The organism is Rhizobium sp. Root274 (assembly GCF_001429245.1).
Lineage (GTDB): Bacteria > Pseudomonadota > Alphaproteobacteria > Rhizobiales > Rhizobiaceae > Allorhizobium.
This window is the reverse complement of sequence record NZ_LMJE01000009.1, coordinates 25,404-42,059: the sequence shown is the minus strand read 5'-3', so window position 1 is coordinate 42,059 and position 16,656 is coordinate 25,404. Positions and strand designations below refer to the sequence as shown.

Below are 16,656 nucleotides of genomic sequence, written 5' to 3'. Positions count from 1 at the left end.
CCAAAGGTCGTCATCCTCGTCCTCGGGTTAAACCCGAGGATCCAGACAAAAGCCCTTCAACGGCAGCGACCGGCACCGAAATCGCCTCACATCAACTCGTAATACAAATCCCGCCAGTCGGGATTGAACCCCTCGATCAACGCGATCTTCCACTGCCGATACCAGCGCTTCAGCGACTTCTCCCGCTGGATCGCCGTACCAATGCTGTCGTGCTCCTCATACCAGACCAATTGCCGGCAGCCATACTTCGAGGCAAATCCCGGCGTCAGCGCCTCGCGATGCTCATAGATCCGCCGCTCCAGATCGGACGTTACGCCGATATAGAGCGTGCCGCGCTTATGGTTGGTGACGATGTAGACATAGCCCGCCATGCGTGCAGTGTGCTTGTGTCTGGATCCTCGGGTCAAGCCCGAGGATGACGACTGCGGTAAGGGGTTGGTATTCTCCTCCTTTGTTTCAGCATGTGTCCTCGTCGGCGGAGGATACCGCCTCGTCCCCGAACTCCGTCATCCTCGGGCTTGACCCGAGGATCCAAACACAAGCCCCATCAGCAGTGCGCCGCCCCTCATCCAGCGCTGCAGCACCACCTTCTTCCCGCTGGGGAGAATCGGGACGCCCCCCCTCAAATCCCGCAGTCGGAGGGGGACGCCCCGCAGCGATTCCTCAACGAAATCAAACCCCGACACATTTTTTCATCCCCCACCGTTTTTCCTCCCATAGACTCAACCCCGTCCCGCCCTCGGATACACCTGACGATGCGATGTCAGGCGAGGCGGGGCCGGCGCCGGGGTTAAGCACTGTCGCAGGTGCAACCCGATCGGAAGGACGTGCCTCAGGGGCACACAGACAAGGCGCCAACGCTGTCGCGAACCATACCAGACGGCGGGGCGAAACAAACGGCGGGGATGAAGGCCTAAGCCGCCAATGGCAAAGGCTTCATCCCCCGGGCGAGGGTCCCGGTCGGAATGGTGCACCATCCGGCGGGAACGTCCCGGGCCACCGGCCAGGCTGAAGCGTCATCTCGTATGATGCCACAGCCGGACCCGCGCCCGGTCAATCCTCGTGATCCTCGGGTCAAGCCCGAGGATCACGAGGACCGTCGCCGCCTTGCCAGAGAGACGCATGCAGCGGGAATAGACGCCGAACGAGGCGCCGGAAGGAGCCACATACATTACTTAGACAGGTTGCTTCTGGCGCCTCGTCCGATCCTCGGGTTTAACCCGAGGAAAGTTTCGCCCCGCCCGGAGGGAGATGATCCCGACCGGCAGCGGAGCTGTGTGCGCAAATCCCTTCCGTGCAAAACCCGATCGCAAAACTTGACTCATGTCGTCATCTATTTATATCGCATTTCCTGAGTGCATTAATCATCTTTTAATGCGCCGGCCGACTGATCGAGGGGACATCGATATGGACATGAACAAGAGAATGGCGGGGCATCGCCTGATGATGCTGGCGGGCATTGCCTGCATGGTGCAGCCGGGTATCGCCCTTGCCCAGGAAGAGGGCACGGTTCTCGACACGATCCAGGTGGAATCGGAGAGTGACGATATCCTCGTGCAGGACGGCTATGTCGCGAAGGCCGACCGCACGGGGACCAAGGTGGATACCCCGCTGATCAAGGTGCCGCAGGCCATCTCCACCGTAACCCAGGACCAGATCGAGGATCAGAAGCCGCGCACGCTGAACGAGGCGCTCGCCTATACGGCCGGTGCCAATCCCAACACCTTCGGCTATGACAGCCGCTATGACGCTTATTACCTGCGCGGCTTCCCGGCCTATTACAACGGTATGTTCCGCGACGGCCTGAGGCAGTTCAACGGTCCATCCGCCTGGCTTCGCGGCGAGCCCTACGGCCTTGAGGGTGTTACGGTGCTGAAGGGCCCCGCCTCGGCGCTCTACGGGGTCAGCGGTCCCGGCGGCATTGTCAACATGGTGACGAAGCGGCCGACGGCGGAGACCTTCCGCGAAGTCGAACTGACCTTGGGACAGGACAACCGCTATCAGGTGGGCGTCGATCTTTCCGGTCCGGTGAGCGCTGAAAACGATTGGCTGCTCTACCGCCTGACGGCGCTCGGTCGCAAGAGCGACACCCATCTCGAAGGCTATCCGGACGACAAATATTATATCGCTCCGGCCTTCACCATCACGCCGGACGAGGACACCAAGCTCACCATCCTCGGCGAATATTCGCGCGCGCTCACCGGCGGCACGGCCGCCTTCTACCAGCCGGTCTACGGCACGCTCACCCACACCTATGGCGGCGATCCGAACTGGAACGATTTCGACCAGAAGCAGGCGCGCATCGGCTACGAGCTTGAGCATCGCCTCAACGAGACGGTCACGCTTCGCCAGAACCTGCGCTACTCCGACGTCGATGCCTCTCTCGAATACAGCGGCCTCTACGGCTCGTCGCCGACGCGCTACTGGGGCTATTACCAGGAGCGGGTGAAGAACCTCGCCCTCGACAACTCCGCCAAGTTCGAATTCGACACCGGCGCGCTCAGCCACACCGCCGTGGCCGGTCTCGACTACAACTGGTCGGATTACGAAGCCTATAGCGGCGTCTCCTACACCACCCTTACCGATCTCAACGCTACGGCCACGCCCTTCGGCGGCAGCCAGCGCATGAACATGGTCGGCGCCTATCTGCATGACCAGATCGACTGGGAGGCGATCAGCCTGTTTGCCAGCGCCCGCTATGACTGGACCTCCACGGATGCGGTGGATTCCGGCTTCACGGCGACGGAGCAGACGGATCACGGCTTCTCCGGCCGGATCGGCCTCTCCTACCGCACGGAGGCCGGGATCACCCCTTACGCGACCTATTCGACCTCGTTCAATCCGAATGTCGGCTTCGTCTATGACGATCCGTCCAGCACGGTGAACCGCGTTGCCGATCCGACCACCGGCCGGCAGAAGGAAATCGGGGTGAAGTATGAGCTGCCGGATGCCAATGCCGTGCTCACCGCCGCCCTCTTCGACATCGAGATGAAGAACGGCATCGTCTTTGACACCTCCGCAGGCGTCAACAAGCAGGTGCAGCGCGACCTGCATTCCCGCGGCCTCGAACTGGAAGCCAATGCCTCGCTCGGCAACGGCTTCAGCCTGATCGCCGCCTATACCTATCAGCAGATGGAGATCGATCGCGGCGCCACCGGCACGGCCGGAAACGAACTGTCGGCCACGCCAAACCACATCGCTTCGCTGTGGGGCCACTATCTGGTCGAGGACGGAGCCCTGGCCGGTCTGGGTGTCGGTGCCGGTCTGCGCTACATCGGCGAAAGCTATGGCGACGACCAGAACAGCTTCACCAATTCGGCCCGCCTGCTGGTCGATGCGTCGCTGTCCTACGATTTCGGCTACAGCAACCCCGATCTGAAGGGTCTTTCCCTTCAGGTGAATGCGAAGAACCTCTTCAACACCGAAAAGGCCATTTGCTCGGCCGGCTATTGCTACTGGGACGAAGGCCGCACAGTCTACGGCAGCCTTCGCTATCGCTTCTGATGGCGGCGCGACAAGCCAGTTCGACGCCGATGCTGATCACCGGCATCGGCGCCCTCTATGTGGGGCAGAGCGTGATCGGCGGCATGACCTGGACGGGACTGCCGGCACTGATGCGCACGGCCGGCGTGTCGCTCGACCAGATCGGGATGGTGTCGCTGATCGCCCTGCCCTGGGTGCTCAAATTCCTGTGGTCGCCGCTCGTCGAGCGCTACCGGCTGCCGGCCAGCGGGCGCAACCGCTCCGGCACGATCATCCTCATTGGCGGGCTCGTGTCGGTCGGCAGCCTTCTCGCCGTCGGCCTGATGGATCCGGCAAGGGCGCTGCCGATCTTCTTGCTGCTGACGCTGGTGGCCTTTGCCGCCGCAACGGTCGATATCGCCTGCGACGGGTTTGCGGTGCAGAGCCTTGCCCAGCACCATCATGGCCTTGCCAATGCGGCGCAGGTCGGCGGCGCCTATCTCGGCTCGGCTATCGGCGGCGGCCTGTTCCTGGCACTGGCCGATCTCTGGGGTTGGCCGGTGGCGACCTGGAGCATGGCGGTCGTGCTTGTTCTGCTCGGCATGCCCTTCCTCCTGTTCGTCTCGCCCCGACTGCCGCACGAGGAGCGCACGCATTCGCCGTCGTTGCGCGCAGCACTGTCGCGGCCCGACCTGCGCCGCGGGCTGGGACTTTCTGCCATTTACGCCTTCTCCCAAAAAGTCGCGCTTGGAATGACGGGGACCTTCCTCGTCGACCAGGGACTGGATCTGGCGACGATCGGTCTCACGAACGGGGTGGGCAGCCTCTTTGTCGGTTTCGGCGTGGCGCTCGCGGCCGGCCTGCTCGTCCGGCGGCTGGGCACGGGCATGGTGATGATCCTCGCGCTCGTGCTGCAGGGCTTGGCTCTGGCGGGCTTTGCGGCTGCATCGTACACGAACGGCTTCCCACATGTTCTGCTGATGACGATGACCGTCTTCAGCGGCTCGGCGGTTCTCGCCCTTGGCTTTGTCGGCCTCTATGCCCAGTTCATGCACTGGTCTGACCCGCGTCAGGCTGGCGTCGACTTCACGCTGTTCCAATGCATGGACGCACTGGTCAGCATCCTTGGCGGCATGGCGGCCGGGCAAATGGCGCATCATCTGGGCTACACGCCCTTCTTTGCCCTTGCGGCCTTCATCGCCTTTGCGGCCGTCCCGGCGGTCGCCGCTCTCGTTCGCATCAGTCCGAAGAAACTCACGACGGAGGAGCCCCGACCAGCATAAGACGCCGCGAGTCCCGACCCTATCGGAACCAATCACGCGGACGCTCGTTAGTTTCATTCGACACCATAGGAGAGAAATTCATGCGCGCCCTCAACCTTATCACACTGCTTCTCGTCATCGTCGGCGGCCTCAACTGGCTGCTCGTCGGCCTTGCCGATTTCGACCTCGTTGCCACCCTGTTCGGTGGCCAGGATACGACGCTTGCCACCATCGTTTACGTGCTGGTCGGCCTGTCGGCCCTTTGGCAGCTGGTTCCGTTCTTCAAGGCCATGTCGGTCGGCGAACCGCGGGCCGAAGCCAATCTCGGCACCCATCGCTAACGGGCAGCTGATCGCTTAAAGACATACTATGGAGCAGGGTCGACAGTGTCGGCCCTGCTTTCATTTGAGTGAACGCATCGTCCCAAAAAAGTCTCCGGTCAGCGCTCTAAGCCGCCCGCCGCCAAACCGTTCCTTAACGGCCGCAGTTATAGACTGATCGACAATGACAGACCGCCTGGAGACGAGGACAAGATGTCCAAACCGACTTTTCGCTTCACTCATTACGACCTGAAGGAACAACGCGCCGGCACGATCATCGAAGTGACGCTATCCGCCGTCAACAATGTGCGACTGATGACGCCGACGAATTTTCAGCGATTCAAGGAAACGCTCGACTTCAAGTTTTTGGGCGGTGTCGCAAAGAAGTCGCCACTCAAGATCGTCATTCCTGAAAACGGCCACTGGCATCTGATCGTCGATATGGAAGGCCATCACGGGCTGGCGGAGAGCAAGGTCAAGATGACGGCGGCTCCGAGCGTTCAGCCGAAGCAGCGGGCCTCCTGAGACCCTTCATCAATAGCACCCGATAAGACAGCCTTGGCCGCAGAAGCTGCGGTTCTCTGCTCACGGTATTTGCGCCAAGCCGAGCGCTCGATGGTCGATTTGGCTTAGGCGGCAGCAGTGCTTGCGTTGGCTGGCACTTCGCGTGCGTCCTGCCGATCTTCCGCGAAGAATACGCGACCACGGCCGCCTTCCTTGGAGGCATAAAGGGCACGGTCGGCGCAGGCCATGATCTGATGCCCCGATACGCCATGGTCGGGCGCAATGGCGACGCCTAGGCTGATGCCGACATCAACGACCGCGCCGTTTGGCACCAGGATGGGGCGCGAGACGGAGGCGATGATCTGCTGGGCAAGCAGCGCCAGACGCGGCCGGTCGTGGAAGCCGGACACCAGAATGACGAACTCGTCGCCGCCCATGCGACCGACTAGGCCGTGCTCTCCGACCGCCTCGCGCAACCGCTCGGCCACCACGCGGATGACAGCATCGCCGGCACCGTGTCCGTGGATATCGTTGACCGCCTTGAACCGGTCGAGGTCACTCGCGATCACGGCGAAGGGGGCGTGAGCAAGGCGCTCGGAAGCGACTGTAAGGGCCCGGTCGAAGCATAGCCGGTTGGCAAGACCCGACAGCGCGTCGCGCAGCGCCAGTTCGCGGTTTTGCCGTTCACTCGCCTCCAGACGGTTCGACAGCCGGCCGATCATGCGGCCGATGATCAGGGTCGCGGCCAGGAGCAGGCTCGACAGCAAGACCACCAGGGGCACGACCAGATGCCAGATTTCCCGACCGGGACGATAGGGCTCCCAGGAGAAGCTGCCGATGGTGCGGGCCTCGATATCCACGGCCGGCACAAGACCGTCGGTGTCGTTGCTGTAGAAGAGCCCGCTGACCTTCAGCTGGGCATTCAGATCGTGAATGAAACCCGCGTCGATCGGTCGGGCCGACACCAGGATGACCGGAGCGCCGGCCGGCAGAACGACCCGATTGTCGTCCGGAACGATTGCCATGGCGCTCGCGATCATCGCCTTGCCGTCAATCTCGATGAAACCATAGGCGGCAATCTCCTCGACATGGGACGCGATGACGGGCCGCTGGCTGTAGCCGCCATCGACCTTGATGCGGTTGGTGTTGTGCCGGGCAATGGCGAGATCCACGAGTGCCAGCAGACTGCTGCCGGGCTCAAGCCAGTTCTCGCCGAATTCGACGTCGTCCTGATAGGCCGCCATCAGAACCCGCCCACCGGGGCCGATCAGGAAGCTGCGGTCATGTCCGAAATCGTTCCACAGCGACGATACGAGCTCGTTTTCGATGAAAGCTGGCCAGAAATCGAGGGTGACGAAGCGGACCGCCCGGTCCCAGCGCGCAAGACCCAGTTGATCTCGAGCCATCAGGTTCTGGCGGTCGCGGATGGCATTCTCAAGAAAGGTGAACTGCTTTTCGACGGCGATAGCGTCGGCCTTTTTCGATGCCACGGCACCGACGAAGAAAAGCGAGAGGGCTGCCAGCGTGATGAGAACGGCCGAAAAGATCCCGCCGAGCGTCCTCAGGCTCACCCGCGGCTCCGCGGCGGGCAATGCCGCTTCGTCAAACAATCCATATCTCTGCGGCATGCGTTTCCTCTGCTTTCCGTCGAAGCAGACTAAAAGCATCCGCTTAAAATCAACTTAATACAAAATGACGATAAGCAAACTGTCAGAACGTGTTAGCCGCTGCCGCGATCGCGCCTGAGCTTCGCCCACCAGTCCAGCCGTTTCTTGATCTCGCGCTCGAAGCCGCGCTCCGGCGGGTCGTAAAAGGTCTTGCGGCCCATCTTCTCCGGGAAATAATCCTGGCCGGAAAAGGCATCGGGTTCGTCGTGGTCGTAGCGATAACCCTCATTATAGCCTTCCGCCTTCATCAGCTTCGTCGGGGCATTGAGGATGTGCTTGGGCGGCAGGAGCGAGCCATATTCCTTGGCGGCGCGCATGGCGGCCTTGTAGGCGACATAGACGCCATTCGATTTCGGGGCGGTGGCGAGATAAACGCAGGCCTGGGCGAGCGCCAGCTCCCCCTCCGGAGAGCCGAGATAATCATAGGCATCCTTGGCGGCATTGCAGATCACGAGCGCCTGCGGGTCAGCCAGGCCGATATCCTCGACCGCCATGCGGACCAGCCGACGGCCGAGATAAAGCGGGTCCTCGCCCGCATCAAACATGCGGCAGAGATAATAGAGGGCCGCATCCGGGTCGGAGCCGCGCACCGCCTTGTGGAGCGCCGAGATCAGATTGTAGTGACCGTCCTGGCCCTTATCGTAGACCGGCGCGCGGCGCTGGACGATGCGGCCCAGGCCCTCGGTGTCGAAGACCTCACCAGGGCGGGCGGCGCGCCAGACCTCTTCGGCCAGCGTCAAAGACGCCCGGCCATCGCCATCGGCCATGCGGATCAAAGCGTGCCGGGCATCGGCATCAAGCGGCAGCGGCTTGCCTTCCGTTTCCTCCGCGCGCTTCAAAAGCGTCTCGATGCTCTCGGCATCATGGCTCTTGAAAGTGAGCACCCTCGCCCGCGACAAAAGAGCGGCGTTCAATTCGAAGCTCGGGTTTTCGGTCGTCGCCCCAACGAGGATGACAGTGCCATCCTCCATGACGGGCAGAAAACTGTCCTGCTGGGCGCGGTTGAAGCGGTGGATCTCGTCGACGAAGAGCAGCGTCTGGCGGCCTTCCATGCGGCGGAGCCGCGCGCTTTCAAAGACCTTCTTCAGATCGGCGACGCCGGAGAAGATCGCCGAGATCTGCTCGAAGGCCAGGCCCGCCTCGCCCGACAGAAGCCGGGCGACGGTGGTCTTGCCGGTACCGGGCGGACCCCAGAAGATCATCGAACCCAGCGAACCCGCCGCGATCATGCGGGCGAGCACGCCGTCCTCGCCGGTCAGGTGTTCCTGGCCGGTGACTTCGGCGAGGTTCTTCGGCCGCAGACGATCGGCGAGCGGACGCCGCTCGGCCATTTCCTTCGACATCTGCGGCGCGAAGAGATCACTCATCGAAAGATCTGCCGAATGCGCTGGCCGTCGCGTTCGATCTCGACGCGCCAGAAGCCGGGATCGCTTTCGGCGATCTTCTTCAGGTCATCGACCGAGGCGATATCCTCGCCATTGACGGCGACGACAATATCTCGCGGCTGGAAGCCGAGGCGGGCGGCGGGCGAGCCCTGGACCACTTCGGTGACAACAACGCCGGTGACTTCCGAGGCCATCTTGAGTTCATAGGCGAGACGCGGCGAAAGATTACCGGCGCGGATGCCGGCAAAGGGGTTGCGCCCCTCTATCAACTGGATGTCGCGCGGCCGGGTTTCGGGGGCGGCCGCCAGCGTCAGCGCGATCGTCTTTTCTTTGCCATCCTCCTGAACTGTGAGTTCAGCCGTCTTGCCGAGACCTGCTGTGGTCAGGCGGTAGCCGAGGGCATCGGGATGTTCGACGGGAATGCCGTTGACGGCGGTCACGACCTGGCCAGGCTTCAGGCCTGCCTTGGCGGCCGGGCCATCTTCGGCGATGCGCACGACGAGCGCGCCGCGCACCGTTTTCAGGCCCAGTGCTTCGGCCACATCCGATGTCACCGGCTCGAAGCTTGCCCCGACATAGGGCTTTTCGAAGCTTGCATCGCCGCGGTCGGCAGCATCGAGGAAAACGCGGACGAGATTGGCAGGGATGGCGAAGCCCACGCCATTGGAGCCGCCGCCACGCGAAAAGATTGCGGTGTTGATGCCGATCAGCTCACCTTTGGTGTTGACCAAAGCGCCGCCGGAATTGCCGGGATTGATCGCGGCATCGGTCTGGATGAAGAAGCCGAAATCCCCTTCCGTGACCTGATTGCGGGCGAGCGCCGAGACGATGCCCGAGGTGACCGTCTGGCCGACACCGAAAGGATTGCCGATGGCAAGCACGAGGTCGCCGACTTCGGTGGCGTCGGAATTGCCAATCGGCAGGGTCGGCATCGTTTCCGGCGCGTCGAATTTCAGCACGGCAAGGTCAAGGCGATCATCCTTGAGCACGACCTTGACCGGATATTCGCGGCCATCGGCCAGCGCCACCTTGATGTCGTCGGCGCCATCGATGACGTGGTTGTTGGTCACGACCGTGCCGTTCGCCTCGACGATCACTCCCGAGCCGAGCGAGGACTGTTTTTCCGTGCGGTTCGGCATGCGCTGGCCGAAAAACTGTTCGAAGAAGGGATCACCGGCAAAGAGATTGGAACGGCTCTGGACGATGCGCTCGGCATAGACATTGACGACGGCGCCGCGCGTCTGCTTGACCAGCGGCGCAAAGGACATCTGCATGTCGAGCTGGCTCTGCGGCACGACCTTGTCCTGGGCAAGCACGGTGGTGCCCGCCAGCGGTGTGGCGGCAACGGTCAAGACAACGGCGAAGGAGAGGATACGGCTGAGACGCGGCATGCAAGAACCCTTCAATGGATCATGGATGTTCTAAACACGGTTCCTGCGTCCTGAAATAGGCAGAAGCAAGGAAGCGTGATCGCAGATGGGGATAAACCTCGGCAGCCTCAAGTCCTGACGATGCCGATGATGCCAGTCATCAGGCCGTGCAGCTCGTCGCGGTAGCCGGTGCGGGCCGATGGGGCTGCCTCGTTGGAGGTCATGGCGACGGTGAGGCCGAGGCTCGGGGTGATGTAGAGCATCTGACCGCCGTAACCCCAGGCATAGTTCACCTGCTCGCCGCCCATCTCTTTCAGGAACCAGGCGTAACCGTAGCCATCGCCGTTGAAGACGGAATTAGTGCGGAGGATCCAGCTTTCGCGGATCCAGTCTTCGGAGATGAGGCGCGTGCCGTCCTCGGTGACGCCGCCGCGCCGATAGAGCTCGCCGAAGGCATGCAGCGAGCGCGGCGTCATGGCCATCTGGTTGCCACCGAGATAATAACCCTGGGGATCGCGGTCCCAGGCGCCAATGCGGAAGCCGTCGAGCGGGCGGAGCCAGTCGCGTGCCAGTGCCAGCGTCGGCTTGCCGGAAACCTTGGTGAGGATCACCGAAAGCAGATGGGTCGAGGCCGTGGAATAGAGCATGCCACCGCCCGGCTCGTCGACGAAATCGGCGGCGAGTGCTGAGCGTGTCCAGTTGCGGCTCGCGACCCAGCGGCCGTAATTTGGACCGGACATGCGATCGAGGCCCGCGCGCATGGACAGGAGATGGCCGATGGTGATCTTCGACAGGCGCGGATCGGGATTCTTGGGGAATTCGGAGCGCAGCACGGTTTCCATCTTCTGATCGACACCGTCGAGCAGGCCCTTGTCGATCGCAATACCAACGAGGGCGGAGACGACGCATTTCGAGGCGGATTTGATGTTCGTGGAGCCATCAAGCGAGTTGTTGCCATAGGCGCGCTCGGCGAGCGGCTCGCCATCGCGGGTGACGATCACGGTTTCCAGCGTGTCGAGCCGGCGGGCCTCGTCAAGCAGCGTGCCGATGCGCTGGCGCGAGATATCGTCCACCTCCGAGGATTGGGCGAAGCTCTTGGCGAGCGGGAAAGCGGGAAGCGCGGCGATCGCGGCAAGGAGCGTTCTTCTGTTCATCCCGTGCAACTTAGGCGCGCCACAAGGAGGATCAAAGCCTCTCGGGCGCTGCCTCACCGCATCGTGAGGAGCTGCCATGCGCACGGCGCACGGAACGTGACGGCGCCCGGGGCGTTCAGCCTCCGTTGCCAAACCAAAACGAGGTCATCATGTCCGATCCCCATGCAGCCGCGACCCGCGCCCTGATCTTCGCGCTGCTTGCCGGCCCCATGCTGGCGGGCGCGCTGCCCGCTCACGCCGCAAGCTTCGACTGCAAGAAGCCGGAACTGGCCGAGGACGAGACCGCGATCTGCCAGACGCTGTCGCTCAACGACATGGACGTGAAGATGGTCACGACGTTTGAGCTGTTGTCCGGGCTGCTGGCCATGGGTGCGCGCGGCGAATTGCAGGACCAGCAGATCGAGTGGCTGGCCAAACGCGGCGAATGCAAGGGTGACGTCGCCTGCCTGACTGCGGCCTATACGGCGCGGATGGCGCAGCTCGCGACCGTGTATGAGGGGGTGCAGCGACCGAAGTGACGGAGAACATATGGTGTGCTAACATCCGAGCATGAAGCAGGTTGAAGCCATATCGCAGCTCAAGCGGCTTGCCCCAACGGTCCGGGCCATGGGGGCAACGGGACTGTATGTTTTCGGCTCGACAGTGCGCGACGAGGCGACACCAACAAGCGACCTCGATCTATTCATCGACTATGATCCAACCGAGAAATTTTCCCTGATCGAACTGATCGGCATCCAGCAGTTCCTGGAGCAGGAACTTTCCATTGCGGTGGACCTGACCACGAGGAACAGCCTGCACCCCATGCTAAGGGGCGATATTGAGCGGTCTGCGCTTCGGGTGTTTTGATGAGCGGACGAAGGGTTGACGCAGTCCTTGCAGAGATCCTGGACGCGATCGAAGGCATACAAAAGTATACCGACGGGATATCTCTGGAAGATTTCAAGCAGGACTGGCTGATTAGGCTGGCCGTGCAACGGGCTCTAGAAATCATCTCCGAAGCATCGCGGCATCTGCCGGATGCCCTACTCTCTTTAGCACCGGACATCCCCTGGAAACAGATTCACGGTATCGGCAATGTGCTGCGCCATGAGTATCACACGATTGCCGACGACGTGATTTGGTCGGTGATCGAGCGGCATCTCAAGCCGCTCAAAGCTGCAGTTCTGAAGATGCTGCGCTCGACCCATGAGGAGCGAAAGTGACGGTGCCGGCACGACCAATGGAAACAGAACGACCTCAACTCTACGGCGCCAATCACAGCGTTTATGTGCGGATCGCGCGTCTTGCCCTTCAGGAAAAAGGCGTCGCGTATGATCTCGTGCCGGTCGACATCTTTGCCGAAGATGGGGTTCCAGCGGCGCATCGGCAGAGGCATCCTTTCGGGAAGATCCCAGCCTTCGAACACGGTGATTTCCGTCTCTATGAGACAGGGGCCATCACCCGCTATGTCGACGAGGCCTTCGACGGGCCGGCGCTTCAGCCTGTCGAGGCGAAAACCCGCGCCCGGATGAACCAGATCATCAGCATTGCGGACGGCTATGTTTATCCGCAGATGGTATGGGGGCTTTATGTCGAGTGCATCGAAAAGTCGAAGCGGGAGGAAGCCCCGGATGAGGCGCGCGTGGAGAATGCGCGCGGCGTTGCCCGGATCACGCTCGACGTGCTTGCCGGAATGCTTTCCGAGCAGCGGTGGATGTGTGGAGACACACTCACGCTGGCGGATCTCTATCTGGCGCCGATGATCGACTATGCGCTGGAGGTGCCGGAGCTGCGCCAGATGTTAGTCGAACACCGCAAACTCGGTGACTGGTGGCAGAGAGTGACGGCGCTGGAGAGTTTTCGGGAGACGCAGTCCTCTTCGTGACGAGCATCTAAGCAACCGCCGGCCCGCTAATTTTCAATTTGCCTAATTATCTTATTTACTCAGCTTCATATAGCGACACCGTCCGCCCCCTCCCCTAGCCAGGTCACAAAAGCCTTGACCGCCGGGCGTTTTGCCGCCGTCGGCGCCACCGTCGCAAAATAGGCGGTGCCGAGGTTAAGCGCGCCGTCGGGCCAGGGTTTCAGGCTGCCGTCGGCGACGAGGGTGTCGGTGATCGAGCGCCAGCCGAGCATCAGGCCGCGTCCGTCAAGCGCTGCCTGCACCGCCTGTACGTAGTTGTCGAAAATGTGGGATGGGCCGCGCGGTTTGGGCAGGTCGCGGCGGGCGAGATAGTCGGTCCAACCTTCCCAGTGGCGCGCCTCGACGGTGCGGACATGGATGAGCGGGCCGGTCTCCAGTCCCTCGCCCTTGGCCATCAGGGTTTCGACCAAAGCCGGGCGACCGACGGGGCAGACGGTTTCGTCGAAGAGGCGGAGCGTCGTGCCATCGGTCCAGGTGCCGCGGCCGTAGCGCAGGACGAGGTCGGTGCCGGGCCACATCTGCGGCAGGTCGGTTGGGGGCACCTGGACATTGACGAAGTAACCCGGATGGCGGGCGTAGAAGTCGCTCAGGCGCGGCATCAGCCAGTGGGTGGCAAGGCCCATGGTGCAGGCGACGGTCAGGCGCTGGTCTTCGAGGCCGGTGCTGGTGCGGATTTCCTCGATCGTGTCGGCGATCAGGTCGAGGCCATCGCGGGTGGCGCGGGCGAGTTGCTGGCCGGTTTCGGTGAGCCTTGCGGGACGCGTGGTGCGGTCGACCAGGGTGGCGCCGACATGGTCTTCCAGGGCCCTCAGCGCCTGGGTGACAGCGGGCTGGGTGACGTTCAAGGCAGTCGCCGCCTCGCGCATCGAGCCGAGCCGGGCGACGGCTTCGAAGGTGGTCAGAAGGCGTAGGGGTGGAAGACGGCTCAACTTAACCTCCAGCTTAACTCAGCATAAGCATAATCACTCTGGTTTCCGCTGGGAAGTCGGATGATGATCATCAAATCAGATCATCTTTTCCGCAGTCCTGACTTAAGGAAATCCGCGATGAATATGCATGTTGCCACAGGTAGCGTCACGCTTGCCGACAAAGGGCTCCACGTTCCACTTTCCGAGGGAAAGCAGTCTTATTTCAACTATTACTGGCTGCGCGACAATTGCCCCTCCTCCTTCGACAGCGCGACGCGCGAGCGCAGCTTCGACATCTTTCATCTGTCGGCAGCACCGCGCGCCGATAGCGCCGAGATCGATGATGGGATGCTGGTGATCCGCTGGGCGGGTGAGAACCATGTGTCGCGCTTTCCGCTGTCGCTACTCTCGCTCTACACCGAAGGCAAACATCGGCCTGATCCGGCCGACCTGCCGCGCAAGGCCTGGTTCAGCGACCATTATCCTGATGTCCCGCGCTTCTCGCAGCCGGAGCTGATGCGGGACGCGAAGAAGGTGGCGGAATGGCTCGAAGCCATGATCGTCGAGGGTCTGACGATCGTGACCGACATGCCCGACAGCAACGAGGGGCTGACCCAGACGGTGAAGCTGATGGGGCATGTGCGTCCGACGTTTTTCGGCGAATATTTTGATGTGAAGACGCATATCAACCCGACCAACACCGCTTACACCGCCAAGGCGCTGGAGCTGCACACCGACACACCAGCCGAGGAACATGCGCCGGGCATCCAGTTCCTGCATTGCCGGGCGAACACCGTCGAAGGCGGCATGAGCATCTATTCGGACGGCGTAGCGGTCGCCAATGCTTTCAGGGAGATCGATCCGGAGGGGTTCAAGCTCTTGTCGGAAATCGATATTCCGTTCTTCTGCGAGCATGACACCTACGACATGCGCTCGCGGCAGCGGGTGATCGAGCTCGACAAACATGGCGAGGTGTCGGGCTTGACGATCAGCCAGCACATGGCGGATCTCTTCGACCTGCCGCAGACCGTGCTCGATGACTATTATCCGGCCTTCTGCCGTTTTGGCAAAATGCTGCAGGACGACAAATTCATGATGCGCTTCCTGATGAAGGCGGGCGAGTGCATGGTGTTCGACAATCACCGCATCGTGCATGGGCGCATGGCCTATTCGGCAACCAGCGGCGACCGCTATCTGCGCGGCTGTTATGCCGACCGGGAGGAGATGCGCTCGACCTATCGCGCGCTGACGACGGAAGGACGGTTCAAGGCATGAATATCGCAGCTTCCGGAAACGACATGCTCGATGATGCAGCGCTGACTGCGCTGCGTCAGGATCTGGCGGCGGCCTTCCGGCTTTGCCATCGCTTCGGCTGGAGTGAGTCGGTCGGCAATCATTTCAGCGCTGCGGTCTCCGCCAATGGGCGGAAATTCCTGCTCAACCCGCGCTGGCAGCATTTTGCCACGGTGAAGGCGAGCGACCTGCTGCTGCTCGATGCTGACGATCCCGATGTCATGAACCGGCCCAATGCGCCGGATCCGTCCGCCTGGACCGTGCATGGCACGTTGCATCGGATGCTGCCGGAGGCGCGTGTGATCCTGCATTGCCATTCGCCTTATGCGGTGGCGCTGTCGTGCCTCAAGGACCCGACGCTTTTGCCGCTCGACAACAACACGGCGCGGTTCTTCGGGCGGATCGGTTATGACCTCGACTTCGGCGGGATTGCGGACGCGGCGGAAGAAGGCGAGCGGCTGGCGGAGATGATCCGTGGCAAGGCGGTGCTGGTGATGGGCAATCACGGCGTGTCGGTTGCCGGCGAGACGGTGGCGGATGCCTTCGAGGATCTCTACTTCTTCGAGAAGGCGGCGCAGACGATGGTACTGGCCCTTTCGACCGGCAAGCCGCTGGCGGTGCTGTCGGACGAGATCGCGCAGGGCACGTCGGACGGATGGATTCCGTATCGCGGCATGGCGGAGAAGCATTTTGCGTACCTGAAGTCGTGCCTCGACAAGGAAGATCCGTCTTACCGGGATTGATGCACCCTGCCCCGGTAGGCCGGCTCACGCTGAGTGCCGACGATGATCCGAGGCGGTGCACATCCGAGTTCGTCATGCTCGGCCTTGTGCCGAGCATCTACCGCGTTCACCGTCTTCGCTCGGCAGACCCTCGGGACAAGCCCGAGGGTGACGGATGCGGAGAAAGGCGGAATGGCCAGCCGGCGGGCTTGACGATGGAGTGATCAAGCCTCAGCCGCGCCCATCCGGATATTCGGCAGGGCCCTTGATCTCGATCGTGTTGCCGAAGGGGTCCTGCACATAGAAGGAATGGCCCATGCCGCGGGCGCCGCCATGCATCGCTTCGCGGTTTATGGTCACGTTGTGGCGGGCGAGATGGGCGCGCAGTTCCTCATGGTCGAAGGGGCCGGTGGCGATGCAGATGTGGTCGACGTTGCGGCCGCCTGCGACCGGTGGCGCTGCCTTGTGGCCACCAGGATGGGTGATGTCCCACAGCACGATCAGGGCTGCGCCGCACCAGACCTGCTCCATGCCGAGCGCGGGATAGGAATAGCCGGGGCGGCAGCCGAGGACCTCGTGATAGAAACGGAGCGCCTTTTCCATGTCGTCGACGATGAAGACGACGTGGTCGATGCCGACGAGGCTGAAGGGTACGGTCATCGCTGTTCCTTGAAGAAGGACTTCAGGGCAAGAGGGACTTCGGGGC

At 62.2% G+C, this 16,656-nt stretch carries 17 protein-coding genes; 10 read left to right on the top strand and 7 right to left on the bottom strand.

Annotated elements, in window-relative coordinates; all coding sequences use genetic code 11:
* Positions 1-86 precede the first annotated feature (86 nt).
* Positions 87-371 carry a GIY-YIG nuclease family protein gene (locus tag ASE36_RS17865; RefSeq protein ID WP_062283028.1) on the bottom strand — a complete coding sequence of 95 codons (285 nt, stop codon included), beginning with the start codon at positions 369-371 and terminating at the stop codon, positions 87-89.
* A gap of 1,042 nt (positions 372-1,413) precedes the next feature.
* On the opposite strand from ASE36_RS17865, the gene ASE36_RS17855 reads away from it, so the two are divergent.
* The 4 genes from ASE36_RS17855 (at position 1,414) to ASE36_RS17840 (ending at position 5,569) form a co-directional block, all read left to right on the top strand.
* On the top strand, positions 1,414-3,504 hold the full coding sequence (locus ASE36_RS17855) for a TonB-dependent siderophore receptor (RefSeq protein ID WP_244474796.1): 2,091 nt from the start codon (positions 1,414-1,416) through the stop codon (positions 3,502-3,504).
* Positions 3,504-4,745 (top strand): MFS transporter, encoded by a 1,242-nt coding sequence (locus tag ASE36_RS17850; protein WP_062283021.1) that lies wholly within the window; start codon positions 3,504-3,506, stop codon positions 4,743-4,745. The genes ASE36_RS17855 and ASE36_RS17850 overlap by 1 nt, the downstream gene beginning before the upstream one ends.
* An 80-nt stretch (positions 4,746-4,825) precedes the next feature.
* On the top strand, positions 4,826-5,065 hold the full coding sequence (locus ASE36_RS17845; protein WP_062283017.1) for a DUF378 domain-containing protein: 240 nt from the start codon (positions 4,826-4,828) through the stop codon (positions 5,063-5,065).
* A 192-nt stretch (positions 5,066-5,257) separates the two neighbouring features.
* Entirely contained in the window at positions 5,258-5,569 is a 312-nt protein-coding gene (locus ASE36_RS17840) for a DUF1883 domain-containing protein (RefSeq protein WP_062283013.1), read from the top strand.
* A 104-nt stretch (positions 5,570-5,673) separates the two neighbouring features.
* Here ASE36_RS17840 and ASE36_RS17835 read toward each other — a convergent pair whose 3' ends face one another.
* From ASE36_RS17835 to ASE36_RS17820, 4 genes are all read right to left on the bottom strand, one after another.
* On the bottom strand, positions 5,674-7,119 hold the full coding sequence (locus ASE36_RS17835) for a diguanylate cyclase domain-containing protein (protein ID WP_162244229.1): 1,446 nt from the start codon (positions 7,117-7,119) through the stop codon (positions 5,674-5,676).
* A 149-nt stretch (positions 7,120-7,268) separates the two neighbouring features.
* Complete coding sequence (locus ASE36_RS17830) at positions 7,269-8,582, bottom strand: replication-associated recombination protein A (RefSeq protein ID WP_062283008.1); 1,314 nt, start codon at positions 8,580-8,582, stop codon at positions 7,269-7,271.
* Complete coding sequence (locus ASE36_RS17825; RefSeq protein ID WP_062283005.1) at positions 8,579-9,991, bottom strand: DegQ family serine endoprotease; 1,413 nt, start codon at positions 9,989-9,991, stop codon at positions 8,579-8,581. The genes ASE36_RS17830 and ASE36_RS17825 overlap by 4 nt, the downstream gene beginning before the upstream one ends.
* A 107-nt stretch (positions 9,992-10,098) precedes the next feature.
* Positions 10,099-11,124 (bottom strand): serine hydrolase domain-containing protein, encoded by a 1,026-nt coding sequence (locus ASE36_RS17820; RefSeq protein ID WP_062283002.1) that lies wholly within the window; start codon positions 11,122-11,124, stop codon positions 10,099-10,101.
* Positions 11,125-11,273: 149 nt separating this feature from the next.
* Between ASE36_RS17820 and ASE36_RS17815 the strand changes: the two genes are divergently transcribed.
* The 4 genes from ASE36_RS17815 to ASE36_RS17800 are packed head-to-tail and all read left to right on the top strand — an operon-like array spanning position 11,274 to position 12,988.
* Complete coding sequence (locus ASE36_RS17815) at positions 11,274-11,642, top strand: lysozyme inhibitor LprI family protein (RefSeq protein ID WP_062282999.1); 369 nt, start codon at positions 11,274-11,276, stop codon at positions 11,640-11,642.
* A 31-nt stretch (positions 11,643-11,673) separates the two neighbouring features.
* The gene (locus tag ASE36_RS17810) at positions 11,674-11,970 is read left to right on the top strand and encodes a nucleotidyltransferase family protein (protein WP_062282996.1); all 297 of its coding nucleotides are present in this window, start codon (positions 11,674-11,676) and stop codon (positions 11,968-11,970) included.
* Positions 11,970-12,326, top strand: a complete 357-nt coding sequence (locus tag ASE36_RS17805; RefSeq protein WP_062282993.1) for a DUF86 domain-containing protein — start codon at positions 11,970-11,972, stop codon at positions 12,324-12,326. The genes ASE36_RS17810 and ASE36_RS17805 overlap by 1 nt, the downstream gene beginning before the upstream one ends.
* Positions 12,327-12,343: 17 nt before the next feature.
* Positions 12,344-12,988 carry a glutathione S-transferase family protein gene (locus tag ASE36_RS17800; RefSeq protein WP_062282989.1) on the top strand — a complete coding sequence of 215 codons (645 nt, stop codon included), beginning with the start codon at positions 12,344-12,346 and terminating at the stop codon, positions 12,986-12,988.
* A gap of 65 nt (positions 12,989-13,053) precedes the next feature.
* Here the strand turns inward: ASE36_RS17800 and ASE36_RS17795 are convergent, their stop codons facing one another.
* Entirely contained in the window at positions 13,054-13,956 is a 903-nt protein-coding gene (locus tag ASE36_RS17795) for a LysR family transcriptional regulator (protein WP_062282984.1), read from the bottom strand.
* A gap of 117 nt (positions 13,957-14,073) precedes the next feature.
* On the opposite strand from ASE36_RS17795, the gene ASE36_RS17790 reads away from it, so the two are divergent.
* Together ASE36_RS17790 and ASE36_RS17785 are read left to right on the top strand one after the other, a co-directional pair.
* A complete protein-coding gene (locus ASE36_RS17790; protein ID WP_062282980.1) occupies positions 14,074-15,210 on the top strand; it encodes a TauD/TfdA family dioxygenase in 1,137 nt (378 codons plus the stop codon).
* Positions 15,207-15,971 carry a class II aldolase/adducin family protein gene (locus tag ASE36_RS17785; protein ID WP_062282976.1) on the top strand — a complete coding sequence of 255 codons (765 nt, stop codon included), beginning with the start codon at positions 15,207-15,209 and terminating at the stop codon, positions 15,969-15,971. The genes ASE36_RS17790 and ASE36_RS17785 overlap by 4 nt, the downstream gene beginning before the upstream one ends.
* 210 nt (positions 15,972-16,181) lie before the next feature.
* Here ASE36_RS17785 and ASE36_RS17775 read toward each other — a convergent pair whose 3' ends face one another.
* Complete coding sequence (locus ASE36_RS17775; RefSeq protein ID WP_062282969.1) at positions 16,182-16,610, bottom strand: VOC family protein; 429 nt, start codon at positions 16,608-16,610, stop codon at positions 16,182-16,184.
* Positions 16,611-16,656: the final 46 nt, after the last annotated feature.